Annotated in this window: 20 protein-coding genes; 14 read left to right on the top strand and 6 right to left on the bottom strand. The window is 42.2% G+C overall.

Going from position 1 to position 24,186, the window contains the following annotated elements; all coding sequences use genetic code 11:
• Positions 1-553: 553 nt before the first annotated feature.
• The 3 genes from QZ488_RS14940 to QZ488_RS14930 are packed head-to-tail and all read left to right on the top strand — an operon-like array spanning position 554 to position 2,125.
• Positions 554-979, top strand: a complete 426-nt coding sequence (locus QZ488_RS14940; RefSeq protein ID WP_293750194.1) for a phosphate ABC transporter substrate-binding protein — start codon at positions 554-556, stop codon at positions 977-979.
• A gap of 17 nt (positions 980-996) precedes the next feature.
• Positions 997-1,620, top strand: coding sequence for a hypothetical protein (locus tag QZ488_RS21535; protein WP_366509045.1), 624 nt, complete (start codon positions 997-999; stop codon positions 1,618-1,620).
• 25 nt (positions 1,621-1,645) lie between these two features.
• The gene (locus QZ488_RS14930; RefSeq protein ID WP_293750193.1) at positions 1,646-2,125 is read left to right on the top strand and encodes a hypothetical protein; all 480 of its coding nucleotides are present in this window, start codon (positions 1,646-1,648) and stop codon (positions 2,123-2,125) included.
• Positions 2,126-2,245: 120 nt separating this feature from the next.
• Here the strand turns inward: QZ488_RS14930 and nhaC are convergent, their stop codons facing one another.
• Positions 2,246-3,670: a Na+/H+ antiporter NhaC gene (gene nhaC / locus QZ488_RS14925; RefSeq protein WP_293750192.1), complete on the bottom strand. Its 1,425-nt coding sequence runs from the start codon at positions 3,668-3,670 to the stop codon at positions 2,246-2,248.
• Between the two features lie 43 nt (positions 3,671-3,713).
• Positions 3,714-5,285: an NAD(P)/FAD-dependent oxidoreductase gene (locus QZ488_RS14920; protein ID WP_293750191.1), complete on the bottom strand. Its 1,572-nt coding sequence runs from the start codon at positions 5,283-5,285 to the stop codon at positions 3,714-3,716.
• A gap of 96 nt (positions 5,286-5,381) precedes the next feature.
• Here QZ488_RS14920 and QZ488_RS14915 point away from each other — a divergent pair, with 96 nt between their 5' ends.
• The gene (locus QZ488_RS14915; RefSeq protein ID WP_293750189.1) at positions 5,382-6,587 is read left to right on the top strand and encodes an aromatic ring-hydroxylating dioxygenase subunit alpha; all 1,206 of its coding nucleotides are present in this window, start codon (positions 5,382-5,384) and stop codon (positions 6,585-6,587) included.
• A gap of 2 nt (positions 6,588-6,589) precedes the next feature.
• Here the strand turns inward: QZ488_RS14915 and QZ488_RS14910 are convergent, their stop codons facing one another.
• Together QZ488_RS14910 and QZ488_RS14905 are read right to left on the bottom strand one after the other, a co-directional pair.
• Complete coding sequence (locus QZ488_RS14910) at positions 6,590-7,198, bottom strand: TetR family transcriptional regulator C-terminal domain-containing protein (RefSeq protein ID WP_293750187.1); 609 nt, start codon at positions 7,196-7,198, stop codon at positions 6,590-6,592.
• A gap of 110 nt (positions 7,199-7,308) precedes the next feature.
• A complete protein-coding gene (locus tag QZ488_RS14905) occupies positions 7,309-8,670 on the bottom strand; it encodes a M20/M25/M40 family metallo-hydrolase (RefSeq protein ID WP_293750185.1) in 1,362 nt (453 codons plus the stop codon).
• A 238-nt stretch (positions 8,671-8,908) separates the two neighbouring features.
• Between QZ488_RS14905 and iadA the strand changes: the two genes are divergently transcribed.
• The 6 genes from iadA (at position 8,909) to QZ488_RS14875 (ending at position 18,141) form a co-directional block, all read left to right on the top strand.
• Entirely contained in the window at positions 8,909-10,081 is a 1,173-nt protein-coding gene (gene iadA / locus QZ488_RS14900) for a beta-aspartyl-peptidase (protein ID WP_293750183.1), read from the top strand.
• 2 nt (positions 10,082-10,083) lie between these two features.
• The gene (locus QZ488_RS14895; RefSeq protein ID WP_293750181.1) at positions 10,084-10,902 is read left to right on the top strand and encodes a cyanophycinase; all 819 of its coding nucleotides are present in this window, start codon (positions 10,084-10,086) and stop codon (positions 10,900-10,902) included.
• Positions 10,903-11,088: 186 nt separating this feature from the next.
• The gene (gene cphA / locus QZ488_RS14890) at positions 11,089-13,905 is read left to right on the top strand and encodes a cyanophycin synthetase (protein WP_293750179.1); all 2,817 of its coding nucleotides are present in this window, start codon (positions 11,089-11,091) and stop codon (positions 13,903-13,905) included.
• 14 nt (positions 13,906-13,919) lie between these two features.
• Positions 13,920-15,614 (top strand): Mur ligase family protein, encoded by a 1,695-nt coding sequence (locus tag QZ488_RS14885; RefSeq protein ID WP_293750177.1) that lies wholly within the window; start codon positions 13,920-13,922, stop codon positions 15,612-15,614.
• A gap of 205 nt (positions 15,615-15,819) precedes the next feature.
• Positions 15,820-16,755 (top strand): MoxR family ATPase, encoded by a 936-nt coding sequence (locus QZ488_RS14880; protein WP_293750175.1) that lies wholly within the window; start codon positions 15,820-15,822, stop codon positions 16,753-16,755.
• Positions 16,756-18,141, top strand: coding sequence for a VWA domain-containing protein (locus QZ488_RS14875; protein ID WP_293750173.1), 1,386 nt, complete (start codon positions 16,756-16,758; stop codon positions 18,139-18,141).
• Here QZ488_RS14875 and QZ488_RS14870 read toward each other — a convergent pair.
• Positions 18,116-19,111 carry a helix-turn-helix domain-containing protein gene (locus QZ488_RS14870; protein ID WP_293750171.1) on the bottom strand — a complete coding sequence of 332 codons (996 nt, stop codon included), beginning with the start codon at positions 19,109-19,111 and terminating at the stop codon, positions 18,116-18,118. The genes QZ488_RS14875 and QZ488_RS14870 overlap by 26 nt on opposite strands.
• A 153-nt stretch (positions 19,112-19,264) precedes the next feature.
• Here QZ488_RS14870 and QZ488_RS14865 point away from each other — a divergent pair, with 153 nt between their 5' ends.
• The 4 genes from QZ488_RS14865 (at position 19,265) to QZ488_RS14850 (ending at position 23,347) form a co-directional block, all read left to right on the top strand.
• A complete protein-coding gene (locus QZ488_RS14865; RefSeq protein WP_293750169.1) occupies positions 19,265-20,446 on the top strand; it encodes an acyl-CoA dehydrogenase family protein in 1,182 nt (393 codons plus the stop codon).
• 2 nt (positions 20,447-20,448) lie between these two features.
• The gene (locus QZ488_RS14860; RefSeq protein ID WP_293750167.1) at positions 20,449-21,585 is read left to right on the top strand and encodes an acyl-CoA dehydrogenase family protein; all 1,137 of its coding nucleotides are present in this window, start codon (positions 20,449-20,451) and stop codon (positions 21,583-21,585) included.
• 533 nt (positions 21,586-22,118) lie between these two features.
• A complete protein-coding gene (locus QZ488_RS14855) occupies positions 22,119-22,280 on the top strand; it encodes a hypothetical protein (protein WP_366509043.1) in 162 nt (53 codons plus the stop codon).
• 242 nt (positions 22,281-22,522) lie between these two features.
• On the top strand, positions 22,523-23,347 hold the full coding sequence (locus QZ488_RS14850; RefSeq protein ID WP_293750165.1) for a hypothetical protein: 825 nt from the start codon (positions 22,523-22,525) through the stop codon (positions 23,345-23,347).
• Between the two features lie 423 nt (positions 23,348-23,770).
• Here QZ488_RS14850 and QZ488_RS14845 read toward each other — a convergent pair whose 3' ends face one another.
• A complete protein-coding gene (locus QZ488_RS14845; RefSeq protein WP_293750163.1) occupies positions 23,771-24,103 on the bottom strand; it encodes a hypothetical protein in 333 nt (110 codons plus the stop codon).
• Positions 24,104-24,186 lie beyond the last annotated feature (83 nt).

The raw sequence follows: 24,186 nt of genomic DNA, 5'->3' as shown, positions 1-24,186 counted from the left end.
ATTAAATTGCTCTAAAAACTTTGTAAACTGTGCTGGGATCATAGACCACCTCCTTATTAACTGTAATTATATACAGTGTTGCAACAGTTTACAAAAACATAGCCTTTTATATATATGAAATACAGATTTTAAATCTGTATTGAGGCTAAAACACTCGAACGATCCTGTCTATAACGGAATATGCAGAAGGCGTTACGAAATAACCGGATGCAGTTACGAAAACCCCTATTTTCCCCTGCAAAATTGTTAAATCAAATATGCAAATAATTAAAGGTGGCTGCGATAAGCTGGATTTGCATGTGCGGGTCGCTAATCTGTGTACTAATACTAAGGGGCATTTGCAGAACTTCGAAGTGGTATGTGCGAATGACTAGAATGTAACCTCAAGTCCGCTGAGGTAAATTAAGGTATAAAAAACCAGGGAAGGTATTAAATAAAATACTAGAGTATGTTTTTTAATACATTTTTTTCTGTTGGAAAACTACAGTGATATCTGTGTCCTACCTAAAATTTGGCAGATACGTAGTTTTTTAATCAGTGTGCGAGGGGAAACATGGTACATAAATTTATACGTAAATCTTTACTATCAATTGCACTTTTCGTCATCGTGAATAACGCTTGGGCAGAGGTAGTCGTGATAGTCCATCCAAGTAATGCGGCGACATTAGACGCTAAAAAAGTTCAGCGAATTTTTTTAGGAAAGGAAAAAAAGTTTTCGGATGGTAAAGGAGTCATCCCAATTAATTCCGAGATAGGTTACACGAGTCGTGAGCAATTCGATTCAAATGTGATAAAACGCAGTTCAACACAAGTGTCTGCCTATTGGTCAAAACTGGTCTTTACCGGTAAAGGCATACCTCCTAAAGAAGTAGAAAACGATGCTGCTGTCATTGAAATTGTAGCTAACAACAAAAGCGCTGTCGGCTATGTTGATAGCAGTGCAGTTACCGATAGCGTAAAAGTCGTTCCACTAAATTAAGCATTGGGAGAAATAATGTGAAAAAAATACTGACTGTAACTGCACTGGCTTGTACAACCTTGTTTTCAGCCAATGCCGAGATTAGAATTAATGGCTTTGCTAACTTAATTGGGGGAATTACCAGTAGTGATGATTCGCTCTATGATTACGACGATAATATATCATTTAGCTCTGAGAGCACCTTTGCCATTCAGGTGAGTGGCGATATAAATGATAAAATGACTGCCACAGGACAAATTGTTGCACGGGGTAAAAATGACTATGACCCTGATTTTGAATGGGCTTATTTGACCTATCAAGCAACAGATAATGTTTCGATTTCTGCTGGAAGACTCAGACTCCCGTTGTTTAAATACTCTTCCTCAAAAGATGTGGGTTATTCATATCATTGGGTTAATGCACCAAGAGTGGTTTATGACGTCAACTTCAACAACTTAGATGGTTTTAGAGTTGACTACAGTAATTATGTAGGTGACTGGGAGTACAATCTCCAAGGCGCTTTTGGGACAGTGAGTAACGATTTAATTACTTCAGCGGGCCCAGCTCGGTTGGAAGTTGATAATTTAATGCTGGTATCAGCTGAAGCTACATACGAAAATAAGAGGGTCATACATAGCTGCAAAAGCCTCTTTATTCAATGAAACATTAGATGGGGCTACTGGCGCTTTGAGGGCTGCAGGTCTAGGTGAGTTGGCTGGGAATCTAGAATTTTTAGAGGATTCCGCAAACTTCACAGGTTTTGGCATCGAATACGATACTTTCGATTGGTTTATTGGTGGTGAATGGACTAAAACGGAAGTTGAAGATTCATACAATCCCACAACTACCTCCTATTATGTCTCTGCGGGTTTCCGTTCAGGTAAATGGACTCCGGCGTTGACCTATGAATCACAAGACGCAAATAATCCGTTTAAATTCTTGGATAAAGTAGCAGCATTGCCAGCGGCTTTTCAACCTACGGCAACTGCAGTGGTAGTGGGATTACAGCAGACTTTTGTTGACGAGTATGACGTTGTTTCTCTAAGTTTACGTTACGATTTGGACACTAACGTTGCACTCAAAGCAGACGTTAGTAAAAGCAGTAATGATGTAAACAGTGCAGAAGATGCGAACCTGCTAAGGTTTGCAGTTAATTACGTATTTTAATCCTTATGATGTTTAATAAACAAAGCAGCCTCAAATGAGGCGGCTTTGTGTTGTTTGGAGCCAAAACTTTATAACTCCAGTTCTAACTCTCACTTAGGTTTTCAATTTAAGAAAAAAATCTTATTTACGCATTATCTTCACATTTAAAAACGCAAATAAAAGTGCAACCACAGGATTGATCAGATTAAAAAAGCAATAGGGTAAATAGTCTATGGTGGCGACTGCGAGCGTGCCCGCCATATAAACGCCGCATGCGTTCCAAGGGATTAGCGGGGAGGTGAGGGTACCAGCATCTTCTAGTGCGCGAGATAGATTAACATTGGCTAGATTGTGCTTTGCAAATTCAGATTTCCACATTTGACCGGGCAGTATGATGGACATGTATTGGTCGCCTGTGACTATATTTATGCCTAAACAAGTGGCCATGGTTGATGCGATTAACGATCCTGTAGAGTGCACAAATTTGACTAATACACCCATCAGCACATCAATGTAACCAATTCTTTCGAGAACACCTGTCATCATCATAGAGGCAATGACCAACCATGCCATATTCACCATGGATGCCATGCCGCCCCGTGACAATAAACTGTTCACACTGTCATTATCGGTGCTGATACTAAAACCGTCGAATAGCACTGTCCATATTGATTTGAATAACAATATAGGATTAGAGCCACCTGCAAAATTAAGTAACACATCGTACTGAAATATTAAGGTAAATATACAAGCTAAAAGCGACACGCCTATTATGGCGAGAAATGCAGGAGTTCTTTTAACCGCTAGCCAAAGCAATAAAACAACGGGTATTAGGTTGATAGGCGAAATGTTAAAATGTTGACGGAGAGTTTGGATAAACGCCTCAATACTCGTTTGACTACCTTCCGTTACAGGTGAGCTTAAACCAATAACAAAGAAGGCTAACACTGCAAGGCTAAAACTTGGCACCGTTACCCAAGCCATATGCCGAATATGATCAAACAAGTCGCTACCAGCGATGGACGGGGCTAAATTGGTTGTTTCTGATAATGGCGACATTTTATCGCCAAAATAGGCACCTGAAATAATCGCACCTGCAGTAATTTCGGGAGACAAGGAGAAACCGAAAGATACCCCCATCAATGCAACGCCAATAGTGGCGGCTGTAGTCCACGAACTGCCAATACATAGAGCGACTAAGGCACAAATTAAACAGCTAAGTGCATAGAAATAGGTGGGCGATAATATGTTTAAGCCGTAGTACAGCAAAGTAGGTACGGCGCCAGATAACATAAAACTACCAATCAATGCGCCGATTGACAGAAATATCAAAATCGGACCGGTTGTCTTAGTGGAAGACCGAACTACGCTTTTTTCAATTTCAAACCAACTGATGCCGTTTTTTAAACCGATCAAAGTCGTGAAAAAAGCGATAACCATCATAGCAACTTGGGTAGCGCCAGACAGGGCATCACTGCCAAATATCCATATTACCGCACCCATTAATGTCAGCAAAATAACACTAACGAGTATCGAGTCGACGCGGCTTAATGGTTTATCAATCATGTTCTGTTTGTCGGACTCGATAGGTTAATCCTTAAATGTGTTTTTAATTGTCTCGTATAATCTCTCTCGCCGCGTTGTGCCCTGGTGCTCCTGTTACTCCGCCACCTGGGTGGGTACCGGCACCACACATATATAAACCTTTGATGGGCGACCGATAATTGCCATGGCCTAACAGAGGCCTAGTGCTAAACATCTGATCCAGACTCATGTTGCCATGCATAATGTCACCTTTAGTAAGCCCGAAGATACGTTCGAGATCAAGGGGACTTAATACCTGGCGACCTACCACTGATGCTTTAAAGCCTGGCGCGAATTTTTCTACTTGTTCAATGATCAAATCTGCTGCGGCTTCTCGGTGTGTATCCCAATCAATATCCGGATCAAACTGTTGGCAAAACAAACTCGCTACATGTTGCCCTTCTGGTGCCAACGTATCGTCAAGCGTGGAAGGAATAAGCATTTCCACAATGGGCGCTTTAGACCAGCCATGCTCTTTTGAGTCACGGTAAGCTTGGTCAATGTAAGCTGAGGTGGGGGCTATCACAATGCCGCCAGTAAGGTGCTCTGCAGTGGCACGTTCTTGCTGTGCTAAACAGGTAAATTTGGGTAATTCACTTAGTGCCACATTCATTCGAAAAGTGCCCGAGCCGTTTTTATAATGCTTCATGCGCCGCGCAAAATCTTCTGGTAACTCTTTTGCATCCACCAATTGGTTATACAACAGGCTTGGATTAAGATTGGACACTATGCTTTTTGCTTCAAGTGTTTCACCGGTTTCTAGCAGTACACCATAAGCTTGACCATCTCTGACCAGCACCTGTTTGACTGCGGCATCGGTTTGAATTTCAACACCTTTGTCTAAAGCAGATTTGGCCATCGCTTGCGTAATAGAACCCATACCGCCAATGGCATGGCCCCAAACGCCTTTTTCACCGTTTACTTCACCAAAGGCATGGTGCATCAAAACATAAGCCGAACCTGGGGTTTGTGTGTCGGCATAATTACCAACAATGCCGTCGAAGGCAAAGGCACCTTTGACATACTCATTTTCAAAATACAGGTCTAAAAAGTCCGAGACACTTTTAGTAAATATATCCAACACAATACGTTCATCTTCGATAGGCAGTTTACGCAGGCGATTACCAAATTTTGCGGCTTTAAATATGTCTCTGATACCACCACCTACATTGGGCGGCGTTTCAAGTAAAAAGTCACGAATGAGATCCGCCACCATACCAGTATCTCTGAAATACCGGTCTAGCGCGTCGGCATCAGTTTGGGAAAATCGTGCTATTTCGGCTTTTAAGTTATCAGAGCCAACCACAAAGGCTAAAAAGTCATTATTGTCGTGTGGCCATAAATTATTCACTTTTCTGTGCACAATTTTTAAACCATTTTCATGCAGTTTTAAGTCGGCTATAACCTTAGGATTTAACAAACTCACTGTGTATGAAGCGACCGAGTTACGAAAGCCTGGATGAAACTCTTCAGTTACCGCTGCGCCGCCCACCACATGGCGACGTTCTAATACACGTACCTTTTTTCCTGCCATTGCAAGATAGTTGGCACACACTAATCCGTTATGCCCGCCGCCTATGATTATTGCATCTAACATTCGTCTTCCTAAAAATTATCCTAACTGATTATTGACAGTATTGAACACTCGTTCAATACTGTCAATAACGCAGATTAATTAGGCTAGCCAAGATCAATGGCATCTTCAAACTCAGATAAAATACAACAACTTGTTGCAGCCCAGTTGCAGGGTGAGTCTCTTAGTCAGGCGTTTTATAAAGACCAAGACGTTTACCGTGCTGAGATAAGTAATATTTTTTTGCAGCATTGGTTATTTGCCGGACATGAGTCGCAAATCCCCACTTCTGGTGATTATTTTACTGTTGAATTTGATACCGAGTCAGTGATTATTCTGCGAACTGCCGCTGGTGAGATAAAAGCGCATGTGAATGTTTGCCGTCACCGTGGTTCGCGAATTTGTCTTGAAAAATCCGGTTCGCAAAAATCTCTGACTTGCCCCTACCACGCTTGGAGTTACAACTTAGACGGCGAGCTTATTTCTGCGCGTAATATGCCGGATGACTTTGCCAAGTCCGAGAATGGTTTACATAAGATCAATGTAGCGCTTTTAGGAGGGCTTATTTTTATCTGTTTAAGTGAAAATCCACCTAGCCTTACTTCTCTTCGCGAAGATCTCAAACAACCCTTCGAATTGTTTGGCATGTTTAACATGAAGCTGGCTGAGCAAAAATCCTATCGGATTCCAGCTAATTGGAAGTTAGCGGTTGAGAACTATCAAGAATGTTATCACTGCGGCCCCTCTCACCCAGAATTTGCGCAAATTCATGCCATGGCGAAATCCCCAAAGGTGTTTCAAACAACAAAAGCTAATTTCACCCAGGCACATCAAGCTAACCCCAAGTGTATTGAGCTAAATCATTATTTCGACTTAGCCGAAAAGGGGCAAGAAGGTTATCAATATGATCGCAATCCCCTATTGCGTGGTGCATTAAGTGGCAGTTTAGGTGGAAAACCTGTTGCGCCATTGCTTGGGTCGTTAGACGAATATGATGGTGGTGCGTCTGAACTGATGATTGGGCCGTTGAGCTATTTTTTGATTTACGACGATCACATGCTCGGTTACCGTTTTTTACCGGTTTCTGTAGATGAATGTATCTGTGATGTGTATTGGTTTGTGAATGAGTCAGCGGTTGAAGGGAAAGACTATCAACTAGACCAGCTCACTTGGCTTTGGGATGTCACCACCCAAGCAGATAAAACCATCATTATGAATAACCAAAAAGGTGTGAATTCACGGTTTTATAAGCCTGGAAGGTTGTCAGAAATGGAAAGCTTTCAACAGAGCTTTCTCAATTGGTACCTTCAAAGCCTGACTAAATAACTCTACTTACAAGCGGCATCTACCCATTGCTCACACAATAAAATGGCCTCGTCTGAATTGAAGGTTTCGCAGGATAAACACCATTCTAACCATAAACCGTCCATGATGGCGGTGAGGCCAATGGCGGCAAGGCGTGGAGTAGGTCTGACAGGGTTTTCTTTATTCAATTCAGCAAAGCTTTGCTGTAGAAACACTCTAAAGGCCTGATTGGATGAATCATGGGCCTGTTTGATTTGAGGCGCTCTGTCGATCATGCTCCAAAACACTACCCAAGCGCGCAAAATTTTGCGTTGCATGACAGCATCACCAAAGGTCTCTTGGATAAAAAAAGACAACCTTTGTCTGGGAAGAACGGTGCTTTGTGATTTCTCAATGGCCTTGTCCATCAATGTATAGGCTAAATGCAAATAGGTAGCCGCCAGTAAGTCGTTGAGTGTGCCAAAGTGATAGTTAATCAGGCCAACTGCCGTACCTGCTCTTTCACTTATTTTGCGCACCGAACAGCCATCCACTCCTTCATCCATTAAGGAATCTAGGGTTGCCAGAATAAACTTGGTTTGAGCTTTAGTGTATTGAGGGCGTTGGTTATTTTGTATATTTGTGGCAGTCATATCTTAAGCATAAAGTACATTGAGGTGAGTGTCATCTGGTCAGTTCTGAAGAGTGGCATTAAAAATGGGGCACTACCGATACCCCATTTAAACTATGTTTTTTTGCGAAACTAATTGCCAGTTAACTCTTTTAAAATAATAGTCCAATGGTCAAGTCCCTCATAAAAAGCTTTGATAGGTAAACGTTCATTCAGACCATGGGCAAACATTTCATCTGGGTCCATAAACACACTGGATAATGCCCATGTTGGGATACCAGCTTTGCGAAAGTGCATGCCGTCTGTGCCACCTGATTCCATGTAAGCAATGATTTGTACATTTGGATAACGTGCATGTACCGATTTCTTTATCGCAGCCATGACGTCAGTTCGCAATTCTGATATTGGGCTTTCCACTGGTGAGTCTAATGTGACAAATTCAATAGCATTATTGTTAACTACTGTTTGCAGTGTTTGTTTGACGTTTTCAACACTTACACCTGGAAAAATACGGCAATTGACTGTCGCTGTGGCCGATTGAGGTAGGGCGTTTTCAGCGTGTCCTGCGGTTAACATAGTGGTGACACAAGTTGTACGTGTGGTGCCTACGTATGAGGATTCTGTTTCCAGTCGATCAGATGCTTTTTTATTGGTTGGGTCGATAGCAAATGCAGTCATCGCCTCTCCCAGTTCGCCGCCCAATTGCGTCCCCGATACTTTGAAAAACTCCCGTGTCATGTCACTCCACATAACAGGAAAGTGATAGTCTCTTACATTAAGTAACGCCGTTGATAATTCATAAATGGCATTGTCTGTTCGGGGCCTCGAGCTATGACCGCCTTTATTTCTGAGTGTTAGTTCAAAGCTGACATAGGTTTTTTCTGCCGCTTGCACTAAATAAGCTATGGCCTTGCCAGTTTTATCCAGATCACCGCCACCGGCGTCAGAGTTGAGAGCATATTCTGCGTTTGCTAATTCAGGGCGTTCATTGGCCAGCATTTTTGTGGTTAACATGCCTGTTTCTTCGTCACCAGAGAAAACCAAGAAAATATCTCGGTTAGGTACAAAACCTTCTTTTTTCAAACGTATAAAAGTCGAAGAGAGCATGGTGATACCAAGTTTATTGTCTATAGTGCCGCGTCCGTAAAAATAATTATCGTCCTGAATGAGCTTAAAAGGAGGGCGTTCCCAGTCTTTGTCTAGCGCTTCTACTACGTCCATATGGCCTAGTAAAAGTATGGGACGTTTAACAGAACCATCTCCTTGGTAGCGAACAATCATGCCGACTGTTTCACCTTTAGGAATAATCTGAATATCTTCATCTTTGAAACCGACTTTCCGAAACTCGTTCGCTAGATAGGTGGCCATTTGGGGTACCTTGCCGCGACCGGCAACGGTTGGGATCTCAATTATGGTTTTGTAAATCTCTAAGGTTTTTATGGCATGAGGTGAATCTTTTATTCCGGCTGCGAGTGCAGGCAAGGAAGCTAACAACAATATTACCAGTGGTAGGATTTTTATCATTTGAGTTATTTATTATATAAATTTTGAACAAGCATCAACTCTAAACCTAATTATTCTAAATTGCAGTTGTTATACCAATTTCTATAAGCATAAGGGTTTATCAGCCTCATTTTTATCTCGAGATAAAGCCGACAAAGCCTTTGCTTACCTGTCATATGTGGATTAGGATCGCGCTGTTCATAATATCTTTCATATATCGGTAAATTCAGTGGTTTCAGCTAACTCAATCACCTTGCTTAAAAATGCTAACGTCTATGCCCCAGAGTCTATTGGGCTGAAACATCTTTTGATTGGAGGGGGCGAAATCCTGTATATGGGTGATTCATTGCCTACTTTAGACCCATTACTGGCCGTGGCTGAATTAGACTTGCAAGGCCAAGCTCTTTTACCTGGTTTTATCGACGCACATACCCATATTACTGGCGGTGGCGGGGAAGCTGGTTTTTCCACCCGTGTTCCACCTGTTCCTTTGAGTCAATTTACTCAAGCTGGCGTTACTACTGCTGTAGGATTGTTGGGTACTGATGACATCACTCGAAGTACAGAATCACTACTTGCCCAAGTATATGCTTTGCGTGAAGAAGGGTTGTCTGCCTTTTGTTACACAGGTGGTTATCATTTACCGCCTACTACGCTTACCGGATCAATAAAAACCGATATTGTATTTATTGAACCTATTGTTGGTGTGGGCGAACTGGCAATCAGTGATCACCGATCGTCACAGCCCACGCTCAATGAATTGTTAAAGGTCGCTTCAGAAGCCCATGTTTCAAGATTGATGACAGGTAAAGCAGGAATAGTGCATTTGCATTTAGGTGATGGAGAGCGCGGACTAGAATTAGTCCGAGAAGCGTTGTCGTCATCGGAAATTCCCGCTAAGACGTTTAATCCTACTCATGTGAATCGGCGCAGAGAATTATTTGCAGAAGCGTGTGAGTTAACCAAGCAAGGTTGCTGGATTGATGTCACTGCATTTGAAACAGGCGAAGTCGGCTATGAGCCAGCTGATGCGTTATTGCGCTATATAAATAGTGATTATCCCCAGGACAAACTCACCATTAGTTCAGATGGTGGTGGTTGCCTACCATGTTTTGATAAACATGGGCATATGACTAAAATGGATTTTGCTAACTCCATTGCTATGACTAATGTGTTTTATCAGTTGGTAGACCAAGGAACAAAAATTGAAGATTGCTTGGCTTTTTTTACCAGCAATGTTGCAACGCTAATGAACTTTAAAACAAAAGGTCGACTAGCACTCGGTATGGACGCTGATTTAATCGTTTTAGATAAGCAAAACCGCATAAGCCATGTGATGGCCAATGGTGTTTGGCATATCTACAATAAAGAAATTGTTAAGAAAGGTACGTTTGAGGAATAAAAATGCCGTCTCCAGATATTAAAGGGCAGCAACGCGGGTTTGTGATACCCATTGGTGGTGCTGAAGAAAAAATAGATAACCCAGAAATTTTAACAAAATTTGTTGAATTATGTGGTGGCAGCGATGCTGATATTTGTATTGTACCTACTGCCTCTCAGTTGGAAGATACCGGTGAGAGGTATCAAAAAATATTTAAAGATCTAGGAGCCGGTAATACCCATTGGTTGCCTATTAGTGATCGCAATGATGCTAAAAAAGAAGAATATGTAACCCAGCTTGAAAGCTGTACTGGCATATTCATCACTGGGGGTAACCAATTACGTTTGTCGACTATTTTAGGCGGCACACCTATAGCCCAAACTATTCGTAAACTAAATGCCCAAGGTGTGCATGTTGCGGGTACTTCAGCTGGTGCAGCGATAGTCTCGCAACATATGATTACCGGCGGTAATACAGGCATTGTACCTACCGAAGATGGGGTGAATTTAGCGCCTGGTTTGGGGTTGATTAATACCATAGTGGTTGATCAACATTTTAACGAGCGAAATAGGTTGTCTCGGCTATTGAGCGCCGTTTCTTACAATCCGTTTTTACTCGGCCTAGGACTAGATGAAGATACCGCCGCTTTTATCGATGGTGACAATGAATTTACCGTAGTAGGTAGCGGAGCGATTACAGTAATCGACCCTTCGGATATCGAACATTCTTCTATGGCTGAAGCGCGCAGTGGTGATGCTCTCACTTTGCTGAATTTAAAATTGCATATATTGGCCAACGGCAGTCGTTATAATATTAATGATCGTAAAGCCTTCATAGAATAAGCCCTAAATACATTATGGGTATGCGATATTTTTCGCTGCCCATTTTTATACTACCCATTCTTCCTAAAAAACTAAAAACAATGGCGCTTATCTTAGTTTTTCTATAAGTTAGTTTACTGTGTAAACCACCTACACATTCTCAACATAACCTTAGTTCAGTAGAACTTAAGCAGGAACCCTTAGCCTATGAAAATTCTCAGCAAAAATGTGTATGTTGGCCCCAACATCTACGCTAACTTCCCTGTTATTCGTTATCAAATCGATATTGGAGAATTAGAAAACTGGCCTTCGGTAAAATTAGGTAAAGGTTTTATTGATGGTCTAATTGGAGCTTTGCCTTCATTACAAAGCCACGGTTGTTCATATAGTGAAGAAGGCGGCTTTATCAGACGATTGAGAGAAGATGAGGGAACTTGGATAGGGCATATTTGGGAACACGTGGCTCTTGAGTTACAAAATTTAGCAGGCTCCCCAGTTGGTTTTGGTCGCACTAGAAGTTTAAAGAAAGAAGGCTGCTACAACGTAGTATATCAATATCACCAAAGAGATGTTGGGTTAGAAGCGGGCGCCTTAGGTATGCGTCTATTGATTCATCTGATGCCTGCTAATGTGCAACAAGCCATTAAAGCAGATATTGAAGATGATTTTGATTTTAACGATGAACTACGCAGTTTTGTGCGTATGGCTCAGCGTAAAGAATTTGGTCCCAGTACAGGCTCTTTAGTGGCTGCTGCTGAACAGCGCAATATTCCTTGGCTTAGGCTAAACGAGTATAGCCTTGTGCAATTTGGCCATGGTAAATACCAACAACGCATTCAAGCCACTATTACCAGTCAAACAAAACATATTGCTGTCGAGATATCTTGCGACAAAGAAGACACGCACAATTTACTAAATGATTTAGGTTTGCCAGTACCACAACAAGTGATGGTATACGGCGAAAGGCAAGCGGTGAGGGCAGCCAAGTCAATTGGTTATCCTGTAGTAGTCAAACCTTTAAATGCCAATCATGGTCGAGGTGTCAGCATCAACCTCACCACGGATGAAGAGGTCATTACCGCTTACCATGAAGCGCAAAAACACGGCACCAGCAAAGCAATTTTGATTGAAAGTTTTCTGACCGGTTATGATCACAGAATGTTAGTTGTTAACGACGAACTTGTCGCTGTGGCTAAGCGAGTGCCGGGCCATGTTGTGGGTGATGGTAAAAGTAGTATTGAAGAATTAGTCGATATAGTTAACCTAGATCCTCGCCGAGGTATCGGTCATGAAAAGGTATTAACAAGGTTGGAGTTAGATAGCCAAGCTGAACGATTAATGGAAGAAGCTAACTACAACAAACAAACAGTTTTAGACAAAGACCACGTCTTCTTTTTACGTTCCACTGCCAACTTATCCACTGGTGGCACCTCAATTGATGTGACAGATATGGTGCATCCAGATAATAGAGATATGGCCGTACGTTCGATTAAAGCCATTGGGCTTGATGTAGGTGGAGTAGACTTTTTAACCGACGACATCAGTAAATCTTATAAAGAAATTGGTGGTGGTATTTGCGAATGTAATGCCGCTCCTGGTTTTAGAATGCATGTGGCACCAAGTGAAGGTACACCCAGAGATGTTGCCGGAAAAGTGATAGATATGTTGTTTCCAGTTGGTAGTCATTCCCGAATTCCGATTGCAGCTATTACCGGTACCAATGGTAAAACTACCACTTCACGTATGTTAGCTAGCATTATGAAATCGTCTGGTTTTACTACGGGCATGACCTCAACTGACGGTGTTTATATTGACGGGCATTTAAGTGTTAAAGGCGATATGACCGGCCCAACGGCAGCACAAATTGTGTTGCGCGACCCTAGTGTCGATTTTGCCATTATGGAAACTGCACGTGGCGGTATACTCAAACGTGGATTGGGTTATACCACCTGTAATGTAGGCGCTTGCCTCAATGTTACTGCCGACCATCTTGGACAAAGAGGCATCAATACAGTAGAACAACTGGCGCAAATTAAACGTGTTGTGGTTGAAGTCGCCAAAGATGTAGTGGTACTTAACGCTGATGATCACTTATGTTTACAAATGGCAGATTTTTGTGACGCTGAACGTATCTGTTATGTGACTATGGACTCTGGGCATGGTTTGGTTCGTGAACATATCCGCAGCGGCGGTATGGCTGCCGTGCTCGAAAAGGGCATCAACGGCGATATGATCACTATCTATGATAAAGGTGCTCACATACCACTATTATGGACTCACTTAATCCCCGCAACTGTTGAAGGTAAGGCATTGCATAATGTGCAAAATTCCATGTTTGCTGCCGCCATTGCTTATAGTTTTGACACCTCTCTAGAGAATATTCGTCAAGGCTTACGGATTTTCAATACCTCTTTCTATCAAGCACCTGGTCGACTCAATATATACGACGAACTACCCTTTAAAGTAATACTCGACTACGCGCACAACCCTGCTGCAATAGAAACAATTACCGATTTAGCCACACGCTTAGATGTGAGCGGAAAACGTCGAATTGTGCTGGCAATGCCCGGAGACAGGCGAGATGAAGATGTCTTAGCCGTGGCAAATATAACCGCCAAAGGGTTCGATTCTTTCATTTGTAAGGCTGACGATGACAGAAGAGGTCGTGGTTTTGATGAAATACCGCAAATGCTCAAACAAAGATTACTTGAGGCCGGAATAGATGAAGCTAACATTCAGGTTATTCCATCTGAAGAAGAGGCCATTGAACAAGGTCTAAAAGATTGTAAAAAAGGTGACTTGTTGATTATTTTGGGAGACAACATCACCCGTTGTTGGAAACAAATTGTACATTTTAATTCAGATGGCACCCTAGAAAATCAAGATGAAACTCCTTCGCAAGATTTTCCTGAAAAACTATTTGAACCCATAGAACACAAGTTCGAATTAAACGAAGGTGAATCACTCGTGCATGATGAACGTGGCGTGCGTTTAGTGGTTGAGCATGACGAAGATTCTGATTAAGGAAAATTCGACTGATGCGATTAGAACTTGATGAAGCAAGGCGCTTAACTGGGCCTAATTTATTGTGGGATCATCCCGGTGCCATTCTTGATGTGTTTATTGAAGACATAGATAAGAATAAAGTGGTCAATGTTTGGCAGCAGTGGCTAGCAAAGTTGTTAGCCGAGTTTGGTTGGCAGCAACAAACTACCTATCGCCTGCATAACGAAGGGGCTAATTTGGCCCTCAGCGCCCCTATGGATTCACTCTATTGTGCTTGTGACCTTGCTGAATTAGCTTGGCATTGTTGTGTTGCAGAGCTAAAAAGTGACACCTTGCCAGATTGGCAGCAACGGCTAAATGAATTACGTGAAGAGCTAACCGAAGAACTCAATCCTGAACTTATCTCTTTGATGCATGCTGCGCATAAACATGGAGTCAGTTGTATAACTGATGATGACGATGTCAGCTTAGGTATGGGTAAGTCATCACAAACTTGGCCAGTTCGGGCATTGCCTAAGTTAACAAACATTCAGTGGCAACAATACCAAGATATCCCGCGGGCTTTCATCACTGGCACCAATGGTAAATCAACCAGCGTACGTTTGGCCTCGCACATTGCAAAAGCCGCTGGTTATGTTGCTGGGGTCACTTCTACCGACTTTATTCGCGTGGGTGATGACATTATTGATACTGGTGATTATTCAGGCCCCGGTGGGGCAAGAATGTTACTTCGAGACTCCCGCACTGAGATGGCATTTTTAGAGGTCGCCCGTGGTGGAATACTACGCAGAGGGTTGCCTGTTGATTCAGTAGGCGCGGTGTTGATTACCAATGTTGCCAGTGATCATTTGGGACAGTATGGTATCAATACAGTTGAAGAATTAGCAGAAACTAAATTTGTGGTCGCTAAGGGACTCGATGCTAATGGCACTTTAGTGTTAAACGCCGACAATAAACTGGTAAGAGAACAAGGTTTAAAGCTCAACAATAAGATATGTTGGTATAGCACTGATGAATTTAACCCTTTAATCCAAAGCCAGTTAAAGTCAGGTGGCGCAGCAGTATTTATCCAAAATAAACAAATTATTTATGCTTTAGACAACCAACAAGAAACCATAGCAGCATTAGAACAAGTGCCTATGACGCTTAATGGTGCTGCCGAACATAATGTACAAAATGCATTAGGAGTCGTGGGTTTGTGTAAAGCGCTGAATTTACCTACTCAGGCGATTCGAGATGGCTTGCAGGATTTCGGTAGCAACGCTCAAGACAACCCAGGAAGAGGCAATATCTACAATATCAACGGTATTAAGGTGTTGGTGGATTTTGCCCACAACGAACACAGTATGCGAGCGGTAGTAAAAACTATTAAGCAACTACCCGCTAAACGTAAAATAGCCATGTTTAGCCATGCTGGAGACAGAAGTGACGAGGAAATTCGCAATCTCACTGCAGCTGTTACCGAGTTAGACGCAAGTCTATACGTAGTCACTGAGTTAGAGCGTTATTTACGGGGCCGAGAAATAGGCGAAGTGCCAGAAATTGTAAGTCAATATTTAGGCCAACAATCGATTCCCCCAGAAAATATACAATATGCTGCAAATCCATTAGAAGGCGCAAAAATAGCCATGGATTTTGCTCAATCAGGCGATGTAGTGCTGTTATTTGTATTGACGGATAGAGAGCTAGTACACGATTACTTGACCGGGTTAACTTTTCTGAGTTAATCCAAATCCCTCGTGCTGTATAAATAGCTCAAACGGTATTGGCAGTTTGAGCTGTTTGTTTATATTTCTTAGAGAATCCACAAGGTACAGAGACAATCTCTAACGACTCGCTTTCACCAATAGTTTTAAAGTGTTTATAGTGATTGGTAATACTCAAACATTATGTGAATAATATTGGATAGTTATCCTTGAGCAGCAGATATCCGTGATCATAAAACATCAAGAAAAAATTGCCTCCCCTGAGATTATTCAAAGCCGTTATGAGGCTTTAGGTTATATATGCAGCAGCTCTGTTGCCACCGCAATATATTTGGCTTGCCACTTGCAAAAACCTATTCTAATTGAAGGCCCTCCTGGCGTTGGCAAAACTGAATTAGCTAAAGTAACGGCGACTTTTCTCAATGCGCCCCTGATCCGCATGCAGTGTTATGAAGGTCTGGACGAGTCAAAGGCACTTTATGAATGGAAGTACGGCAAACAATTACTCTACACTCAGGTACTGAAAGAACAATTGGGCGATGTGCTTAGAGGCGCCCGTGGGTTAGATGAATCTATTGCTCGTTTGCATGACTTTGGCGATATTTTTTATTCACAAGAATTTTTGGAACCTAGACCCTTATTGCAAGCTCTGCAGAGTCAAGATGGTGCTGTTTTGCTGGTGGACGAAATAGACAAGGCCGATCAAGAGTTTGAAGCTTTTTTGCTGGAACTGCTATCGGATTACCAAGTATCTATTCCAGAAATTGGCACAGTAAAGGCAGTCTCCACTCCAATAGTTATGTTAACCAGTAATAATACTCGAGAGCTTGGTGACGCTTTGAAACGTCGCTGTTTGCATTTGTATATTCCTTTTCCTGATGCAGCCTTAGAAAGTCGGATTTTAGCCAGTCAAGTGGAAGGGTTAGACTCTCAGTTAAGAGAGCAAATAGTGACGTTAATTGGCAAACTTAGAAACATGCCTTTGAAAAAATCACCGGCAGTCAGTGAGACCATCGATTGGGCCAGAGCCTTGCTGTTATTGAACGTTGAAGAATTGGACCCTCATTGGGTAAAAGAAACCCTGAATTTACTTTTGAAGTTTCAGGATGATATTGAATTAGTTGAGCCAGAAATCAAAGAATTGTTGAAGGGTTTGCGCTAGGTGCGTTTTGTTGCTGACTTTATAGGCGCACTACGTGAAGCTGGCCTGCAAGTGTCGCCAGCTGAATCCTTAGATGCACTAAACTCCATCAAGTTGTTAGGACTTGAGAGTCGCGAAACATCAAAAACAGTCTTGGCATTGACCTTGGTTAAACGCCAAGCTGACCAAGTGATTTATGAAGAGTTGTTTGATCTATATTTTGCAAGTGTAGAAAAAGCCCAGAAGGTCGACCTTAAGCGAGATGAAGACGAAGACAAAAACAACGTCGAGTCCTCAGATGAACTACAAATCTCCGCCGCAGATCAGGCCGCCAACTCGGATGGTTTACAAGCCAGTGCTAGTTCACCATTGGGACAGGCGCTTGGGAACAACGAAGACATGAGTCTAGCAATTGCTCAGGCTGCTGTGGCAGAGAAACTATCTTCCATAGTGTTGTTTACGCAAAAAAATTACTTCGCCTATAAAATAATGCAACGCCTCGGTGACGATGTTTTGGGCACTGAAATTCGTGGTGAAACGGATAGTCCTGAACACAAAAAACTGCAGCAGAAATTAGTAAAATCCCGAGCACGTTTGCTTGACCAAGTTAATGACTATGTGGAACAGCAGTATTTGATTTTTGCCAGACATAAAGGTCAAAAATACCGGGTGGATTATCTACAGCAAGCTAAGTTAAGTCAGCTTGAGCACCTCGATTACAAACTTATGCAAAGTTTGGTGCAAAAGGCAGCACGCAAATTAGCCTCACAACATAGCCGTCGACGTTTAACCCGTAAACGAGGTTTGTTGGATGTACGTAAAACCATTGCCGCCAATGCCGCTTTTGATGGTGCTTTATTTCATACTCGCTGGAAAGCGACGCGTATAGAGCGACCTAAAATTGTCGCCATTTGTGATGTTAGTGGTTCGGTTAGTAGAGTGGCGCGATTTCTATTGTTGTTTTTGTACTCGCTACAAGATGTTATGCCAAAAGTACGCTCCTTTGTGTTTGCCTCTGAAATGATCGAAGTCTCAGAGCTGTTTAAACAGCAAGGTATTGAGTTGGCACTAGAAGAAATTATGCAACGCTGGGGTGGTTTGTCTACAGACTATGCCAAGGCTCTGGTTGGTTTTCAGTCCCAAGCGCTGGCGAGTATCGATAAAAAAACAACTGTCATCATGCTAGGCGATGCCCGAAATAATCAAGGTGATGGTCGAATAGACATTTGGGAAAAGGTATACCGCAAAAGTAAACGGGTATTATGGCTCAATCCAGAACATCGAAATAGTTGGGATTCAGGTGATTCTATTATGTCGGAGTATTCGCCTTGGTGCTCTAGTGTTGAACCTTGCCGAAACTTGAAAGATATTGAGCGTATTTTTAGTCGACTTTTAAAGTATTCTTGATGCCCGTGGGGCGCAATCGTGTACGAAACTCTCTTGGCGTGAAATCTGTCAGCGATTTAAACACTTTTGAAAATGAGCTGATATCTCTATAACCCACACTCATGCCGATTGTTTTAATGCTGTCTTCAGTATTACCTAAAAGGTGTTTAGCGGCTTCAACTCGCAGTCGTTGTAAGTACCGAGATGGTAATTCACCAGTGGCTTTTTGGAATCGACGAATAAATGTGCGTTTACTCATACCTATTTGTTTGGCAAGTTGCTGCAACTCAACACTCTCAGAATAATACTCGTCTAGCCAGTCTTGTGCTCTATGAATACCCAAGTCTCGATGTTGCCTAAAACCGGCTATGTTGATCAGATTTAAATCGTAGATACGGCGGCTATCAGAGCTGATATCTCTGCCCAAACTAGCAGCGATTGCGGGACCACAAAATATTTCCAGTAGGTGCAAACTCAGATCCATTGCAGCATTTTGACCGTTAGAGCTGTAAATACCTTCATGTTCAACACTAGCCTGATTGGCTTGCCACTGAATTTTTGGGTAGCGCTGTTCAAATTCACGTAAATGACGCCAATAGGTGGTTGCTCTACCTCCGTTTAATAGACCAGCTTCAGCAGCCCAAAAAATTCCGCTATTGATCCCGGCGATACGTGTTCCTTTAGCATGTTGTTTGGCCAGCCAAGGTGGAATTTTAGGATATTGCTGAGTGACGAGTTCGAAATCTCCCCAATAGTGCGCCAACATGATCAAATCGTAAGATTGCTCACCAATTACTGCATCGCCATGAATCGAATGGCCACCATATAATTGGACCGGGCGATCATCTGCACTGAGCAGATCACATTGAAATTGCTGATCTTGTGGCTGGCGCAAATTAGCGCTGTGAAATAACTCTAAGGAGCCATAAATCGTAGAGGCCCAGGCACCGTTATAAATAAGTAAAGCCACTCGCCATTTTGGATTTTGCATTGTTTTTAGTCCATCGAACTTGTTCGGTACTATTTGGCACTTACACCATGTTAAGTGGCATTTTAACCTAAGTACAAGGGAAAGGAAGAGGCGTACAGTATTGGCCTACTTGTGGTTAGTCCCAAGATGAACAATTGATAGAGGAAACATTAAGTGAATATTACCTTTTCGGCTGAAGAATTAGCCTTTCGCGACGAAGTGCGCGCATTTTTGTCTGAGAATTGGACAGAAGATTTAGCCACGCGAATACGTGGTCTAGATGACGAGTTTAAGGCTGCACAAATTGAATGGCAGAATAAACTGAATGATAAAGGTTGGTTAGCACCGGGTTGGCCTGTTGAGCAAGGTGGTGTTGATTGGTCAGTGACAGAAAACTTTATCTTTGAAACCGAACGCTCTCTAGCCGGAGCGCCCGATGTGGTGCCATTTGGCCTCAAAATGGTGGCGCCAGTTATTTACGGTTTTGGTAGCGACGAACAGAAAAAACGCTTTTTGCCGCGTATTCTTAAAAGTGAAGATTGGTGGTGTCAGGGTTATTCAGAACCTGGTGCAGGCTCAGATCTTGCTGCTCTGAAAACCAAAGCTGAGTTAGATGGTGATGATTACATTGTTAATGGTGCCAAGGTTTGGACTACTTACGCCCAGTACTCTGATTGGATTTTTTGTCTGGTTCGCACTGATTCCTCCGGTAAGCGCCAAGATGGTATTACTTTCCTGTTGATTGATATGAAAAGCCCCGGCATAACGGTGAATAAAATTTCTTCTATAGACGATCACCATAGTCTTAATGAAGTGGTGTTTGAGGACGTACGAGTACCCGTTGCCAACCGCATTGGCGAGCAGGATAAAGGCTGGACATATGCCAAGGCCTTGTTGGCTCATGAGCGTACTTCTATTGCCGCAGTAGCTGATTCTAAAAGGCGCCTGCGCGAATTGCGCAAGTTACTCGCGCAAGAAGTGAGTGGTGGACGCCCGCTTAGTGAAGACACGCAGTTTCAGAATCGTCTGTCGAATACTGAAATTGAATTGATGGCGTTAGAATTCACCGAACTACGTGTGTTGGCCTCAACTGCTGACGGAAAAGGCCCAGGGGTTGAATCATCACTGCTAAAAATCAAAGGCACTGAAATTCAACAAGCCATTCAGCAAATGTATATGGACTTGGCTGGCTACTATAGTGGTGTTATTCACGGTGAAGAAACCGCAGAAACTATCGGTCATGCTTTTGGACACGATGCGAGACAAGCTTATATGTACGGACGAGCAGCCACAATTTACGGTGGTTCGAACGAAGTACAAAAAAATATTACTGCCAAATATGTACTGGGGCTTTAATCATGAATTTTAATTTATCTGAAGAACAAAATATGCTCAAAGACAGCGTTACGCGCTTTGTGCAAGACGAATATGACTTTGAGAGCCGCCGCGCTAATGCTGCGAGCGACTTAGGTTTTAATCCTAAAAACTGGCAGACCTTTGCTGATCTTGGTTGGCTTTCTATTCCTTTCGACGAAGCCCATGGTGGATTTGGCGGCGGTGCGACCGACGTTATGGCCGTAATGGAAGAGATGGGTAAAGGCTTAGTTGTTGAACCTTTCATCGCAACAGTATTAATGTTTGGTGGCCTACTGAATAAAAGTGGTAACGCTGCTTTACAAGATGCCAACATCGAAAAAGTTATCGACGGTTCATTGCAAGGTGCATTTGCCTACTTAGAACGCCAAAGTCGTTTTGAGCTAGCCGACGTGAAAACCACAGCTAAAGCTGACGGTAATGATTTTCTGCTTAACGGTGAAAAAACCGTGGTTTCAAATGGTGCAGCTGCCAACAAAGTCGTGGTGTCTGCAAGAACATCAGGCGGTCAGTGTGACGAAGCAGGGATCACCTTGTTTTTAATTGATACTGATGCTGCGGGAGTAGAACGTACATCCTATCGCCTGATGGATGGACAATTGGTGGCAAACATTAAACTGACTGATGTGCGTGTTGCCGCTGATCAAGTGTTGGGTGATGTGGATAACGGTTATTCTATCATTGAAGCGGTTGTTGCCGACGTGACTATTGCTTTGTGCGCTGAAGCTTTAGGCATTATGCAAAAACTTACGACCACTACGATTGAATACACTAAAACACGACAACAATTTGGTGTGGCTATCAGCAGTTTCCAAGCTCTGCAACATCGTATGGTTGATATGTTTATGGCGGGTGAGCAAGCCAAGTCCATTTTGTATCGAGCCGTGTGTGCGGCTGAAAGTGGTGCAGACGACTTGGCCAAAAATATTGCTGCATTAAAAGTGATGACTGGTCGTAACGGTAAGTTGATTGGCGACGAAGCTATTCAATTACATGGCGGCATGGGCCTTACCGACGAGCTTGATGTAGGTCATTATGTTAAGCGTTTAATGATGATCAACACCACCTTTGGTGATGCTGATTTTCAACAGAAAAAATTTAATCAACTGTCTCATACCTGACTGATATTTGATTTTGGCGCCTAGTTTGAGCTCTTGGTCTGATAAGGGCGCCAGAATTAACAATCTAAGCAGAAGTGAGTTTCGGTAATCCTCTAGAAACACTTGCCAATCCGGTAGGTGTTTTTTTTATCATTATAAATTACAGTCGAATCAGTGCCTCTTTTTCAAGCTATCCATTATTGCGCCTATCTTCGTTGAACTTGCGCTCAATAGTCGGCTATTCCTCGACAAGTTCGCCTTGATAAACACAACAATATCAGCACTGGATACATTATATAGGTGACTAAATAAATCATTAGTAGCGCAACGCACTTAATCGAAGAAGGCCTAAATTGCCGATGGGATTTTGGCTTTTTATTAGGGGCTGTTGATCTTTATTGGTTAAGACAGGTGTTGATTGACTTAAAAATAGATCAGTTACAAAATATCATTAATGGCTAACACGCAAAGAGAGTTGCCTTGCTGGCGCCAAATAAATTGCTGTGTTTTGGCATATCGAATTATCTCTCGTGCACCTATTAGGATCCCCAAAGTTGATTGAAGTTCTATTATTAGCCATAGCTTTGAGTATGGATGCTTTTGCCGTTTCCATTGGCCTTGGCTCAAAGCAAAAGTCAAACCCCACATCATTAGCGCTAATCTCTGGCGTTTATTTTGGTCTGTTTCAAGGATTAATGCCTACTAATTCACACTAGTGTTTGGGTGAAAAGAGAATACCTTTGGTTAGGTTTTATCAGGCTTTGCCCACAAGGGGTATCAAGGCATTCGGTTACCGCTGTTATTATTTTCTGCCCAGAGGCATATATTTTACTGGTATGTTTTAAAGAAATCGAGAATATCGTTTTGAACAATGACATATTGATTTATATCAAAACTAGACTCTCGATTTTTCTTAATATTTATTTAATGAATTTTTACAAAAGATTTGGAATGAATGATGGATATAAAAAACGATAATCTCCAACTTATGGACAATCGAAAGATTAAGTCGATACCTATGCTGTTCATGTTATTTGTGTTTATGAGTTCTTGTGGCGGTAACTCAGACACTATTAGTGGTTTTGAACCAGAAATACCTGTTCGCAAAGATCTTAGGATCTACTTAGCGGGTGATTATTCAATTTTTATCGGTACCGTTAGAGTACTCATTAATGGTGAAATTACCCGAGAATCACCAGTAGAAGTTATCGAAGAGTTTATGCCTGGAAAAAGAACATATTTAGATAAAATAATACTAACACGCATCACTAAAACTCGGTTTTTGGAAACGGAGGAAGAACAGGTTACTGAGCAGAGCGTCTGGCAGGAAACAAATGGAGAGATGTTCGAATTAACGAATGAATATGGCAATGAATACGTAATTGACAACGCGTTTGACAGAGGATTACTCAATATACCCCCATTAACATCAGTCAATGGGACTGAGCACCAACAAATCAGTTTTCACACTATGTATGGGGGTTCCGTCTCAGGCCCTGTGACTGAGGGGGAGCGTGAAATCACCTTGGCCCCAATTGAGAATATTGAGGTTGGTTCGAACCAATATCAGGTCTTTCCTCTGATACACAAACATTCATATAAGTATTTATTCACATATGTGGATAACAAAAGTGGTAGCTCAGTCGTAATCGATCGCAACCTTTGGGTTTCACTACACAAGGGAGTGGTCAAAAGAGTCAAAGTAGAGCGTGAATATTCCAGATTTGGTGTATTACAATCAGAAACACATTGGGATTTAGAGCTTGAAAGCACGAACTTTTAACCCCATTTTTGTTATCACTTATTGGGCGGTGAATAACACACAAAACGGTGTGTTAGAGTGGATTTTATCAATCAGAAGTAAGAGCTATAGCTCTGAATTGGGAGAAAAACACTGCTTTATTGACCTATGAAAATACAACTGAACGACTCACTGTTTGGAACGAAGGTAGCTTGTTGCGATGCTGATAGGAAGTACCCAGTTCAATCTGCGAGACTTCTAAAAGATGGGTCAACCACGTGCTGATATAAATCACTCATGTCCTCACTCAGCCTCTGGATTTTTGCATGACCCTCCCTAAATGCATTGTTATATTCTACTTTGATTAAATTGGCCATCGACACCTCATGTGCTCAGATGGCCTTATAATAATCAGATATATAAACACTAAGGTTTTAAGTGTATCAAGAACATGTCAGTCATAACTTATAGGTAGTATTTGACTTGTATTCCTGAGCCCCAGTCAGGACTACTTTCGCTAAAACCAGTGAAAGTATAAAGTTGTACACCCCATAGATTATCAATACGATTTGAAACAAAAACACTTAATTCCTGAATGTCTTCGCCGTCTTCAAAGGAAGATTGTCTGTAGTCAAAGACGACACCGGCTTTTGTCTTGAAGCTAAAACGATAATTTGCACCCAAAGACCCGAACCACACATTATTTAAATCTAATCCGGTTGAATCCCCTCGGAGTTTATATCCAACAGAGGCGTTTATATAATACCCATCGAAAAACTTGTAAATATTGGTTTGCAATGAGTAATACCAATCAGATTAAATTTATGATCTAATGGCGACATGAAATATATTTCCCAGAAACAACTCGAAGATAAGCTGAA

Origin of the sequence: uncultured Paraglaciecola sp. (assembly GCF_913020055.1) — a bacterium.
Taxonomy (GTDB): domain Bacteria; phylum Pseudomonadota; class Gammaproteobacteria; order Enterobacterales; family Alteromonadaceae; genus Paraglaciecola.
Note: the sequence above shows the minus strand (reverse complement) of the source record. Positions and strands in the feature narration are given on the sequence as shown.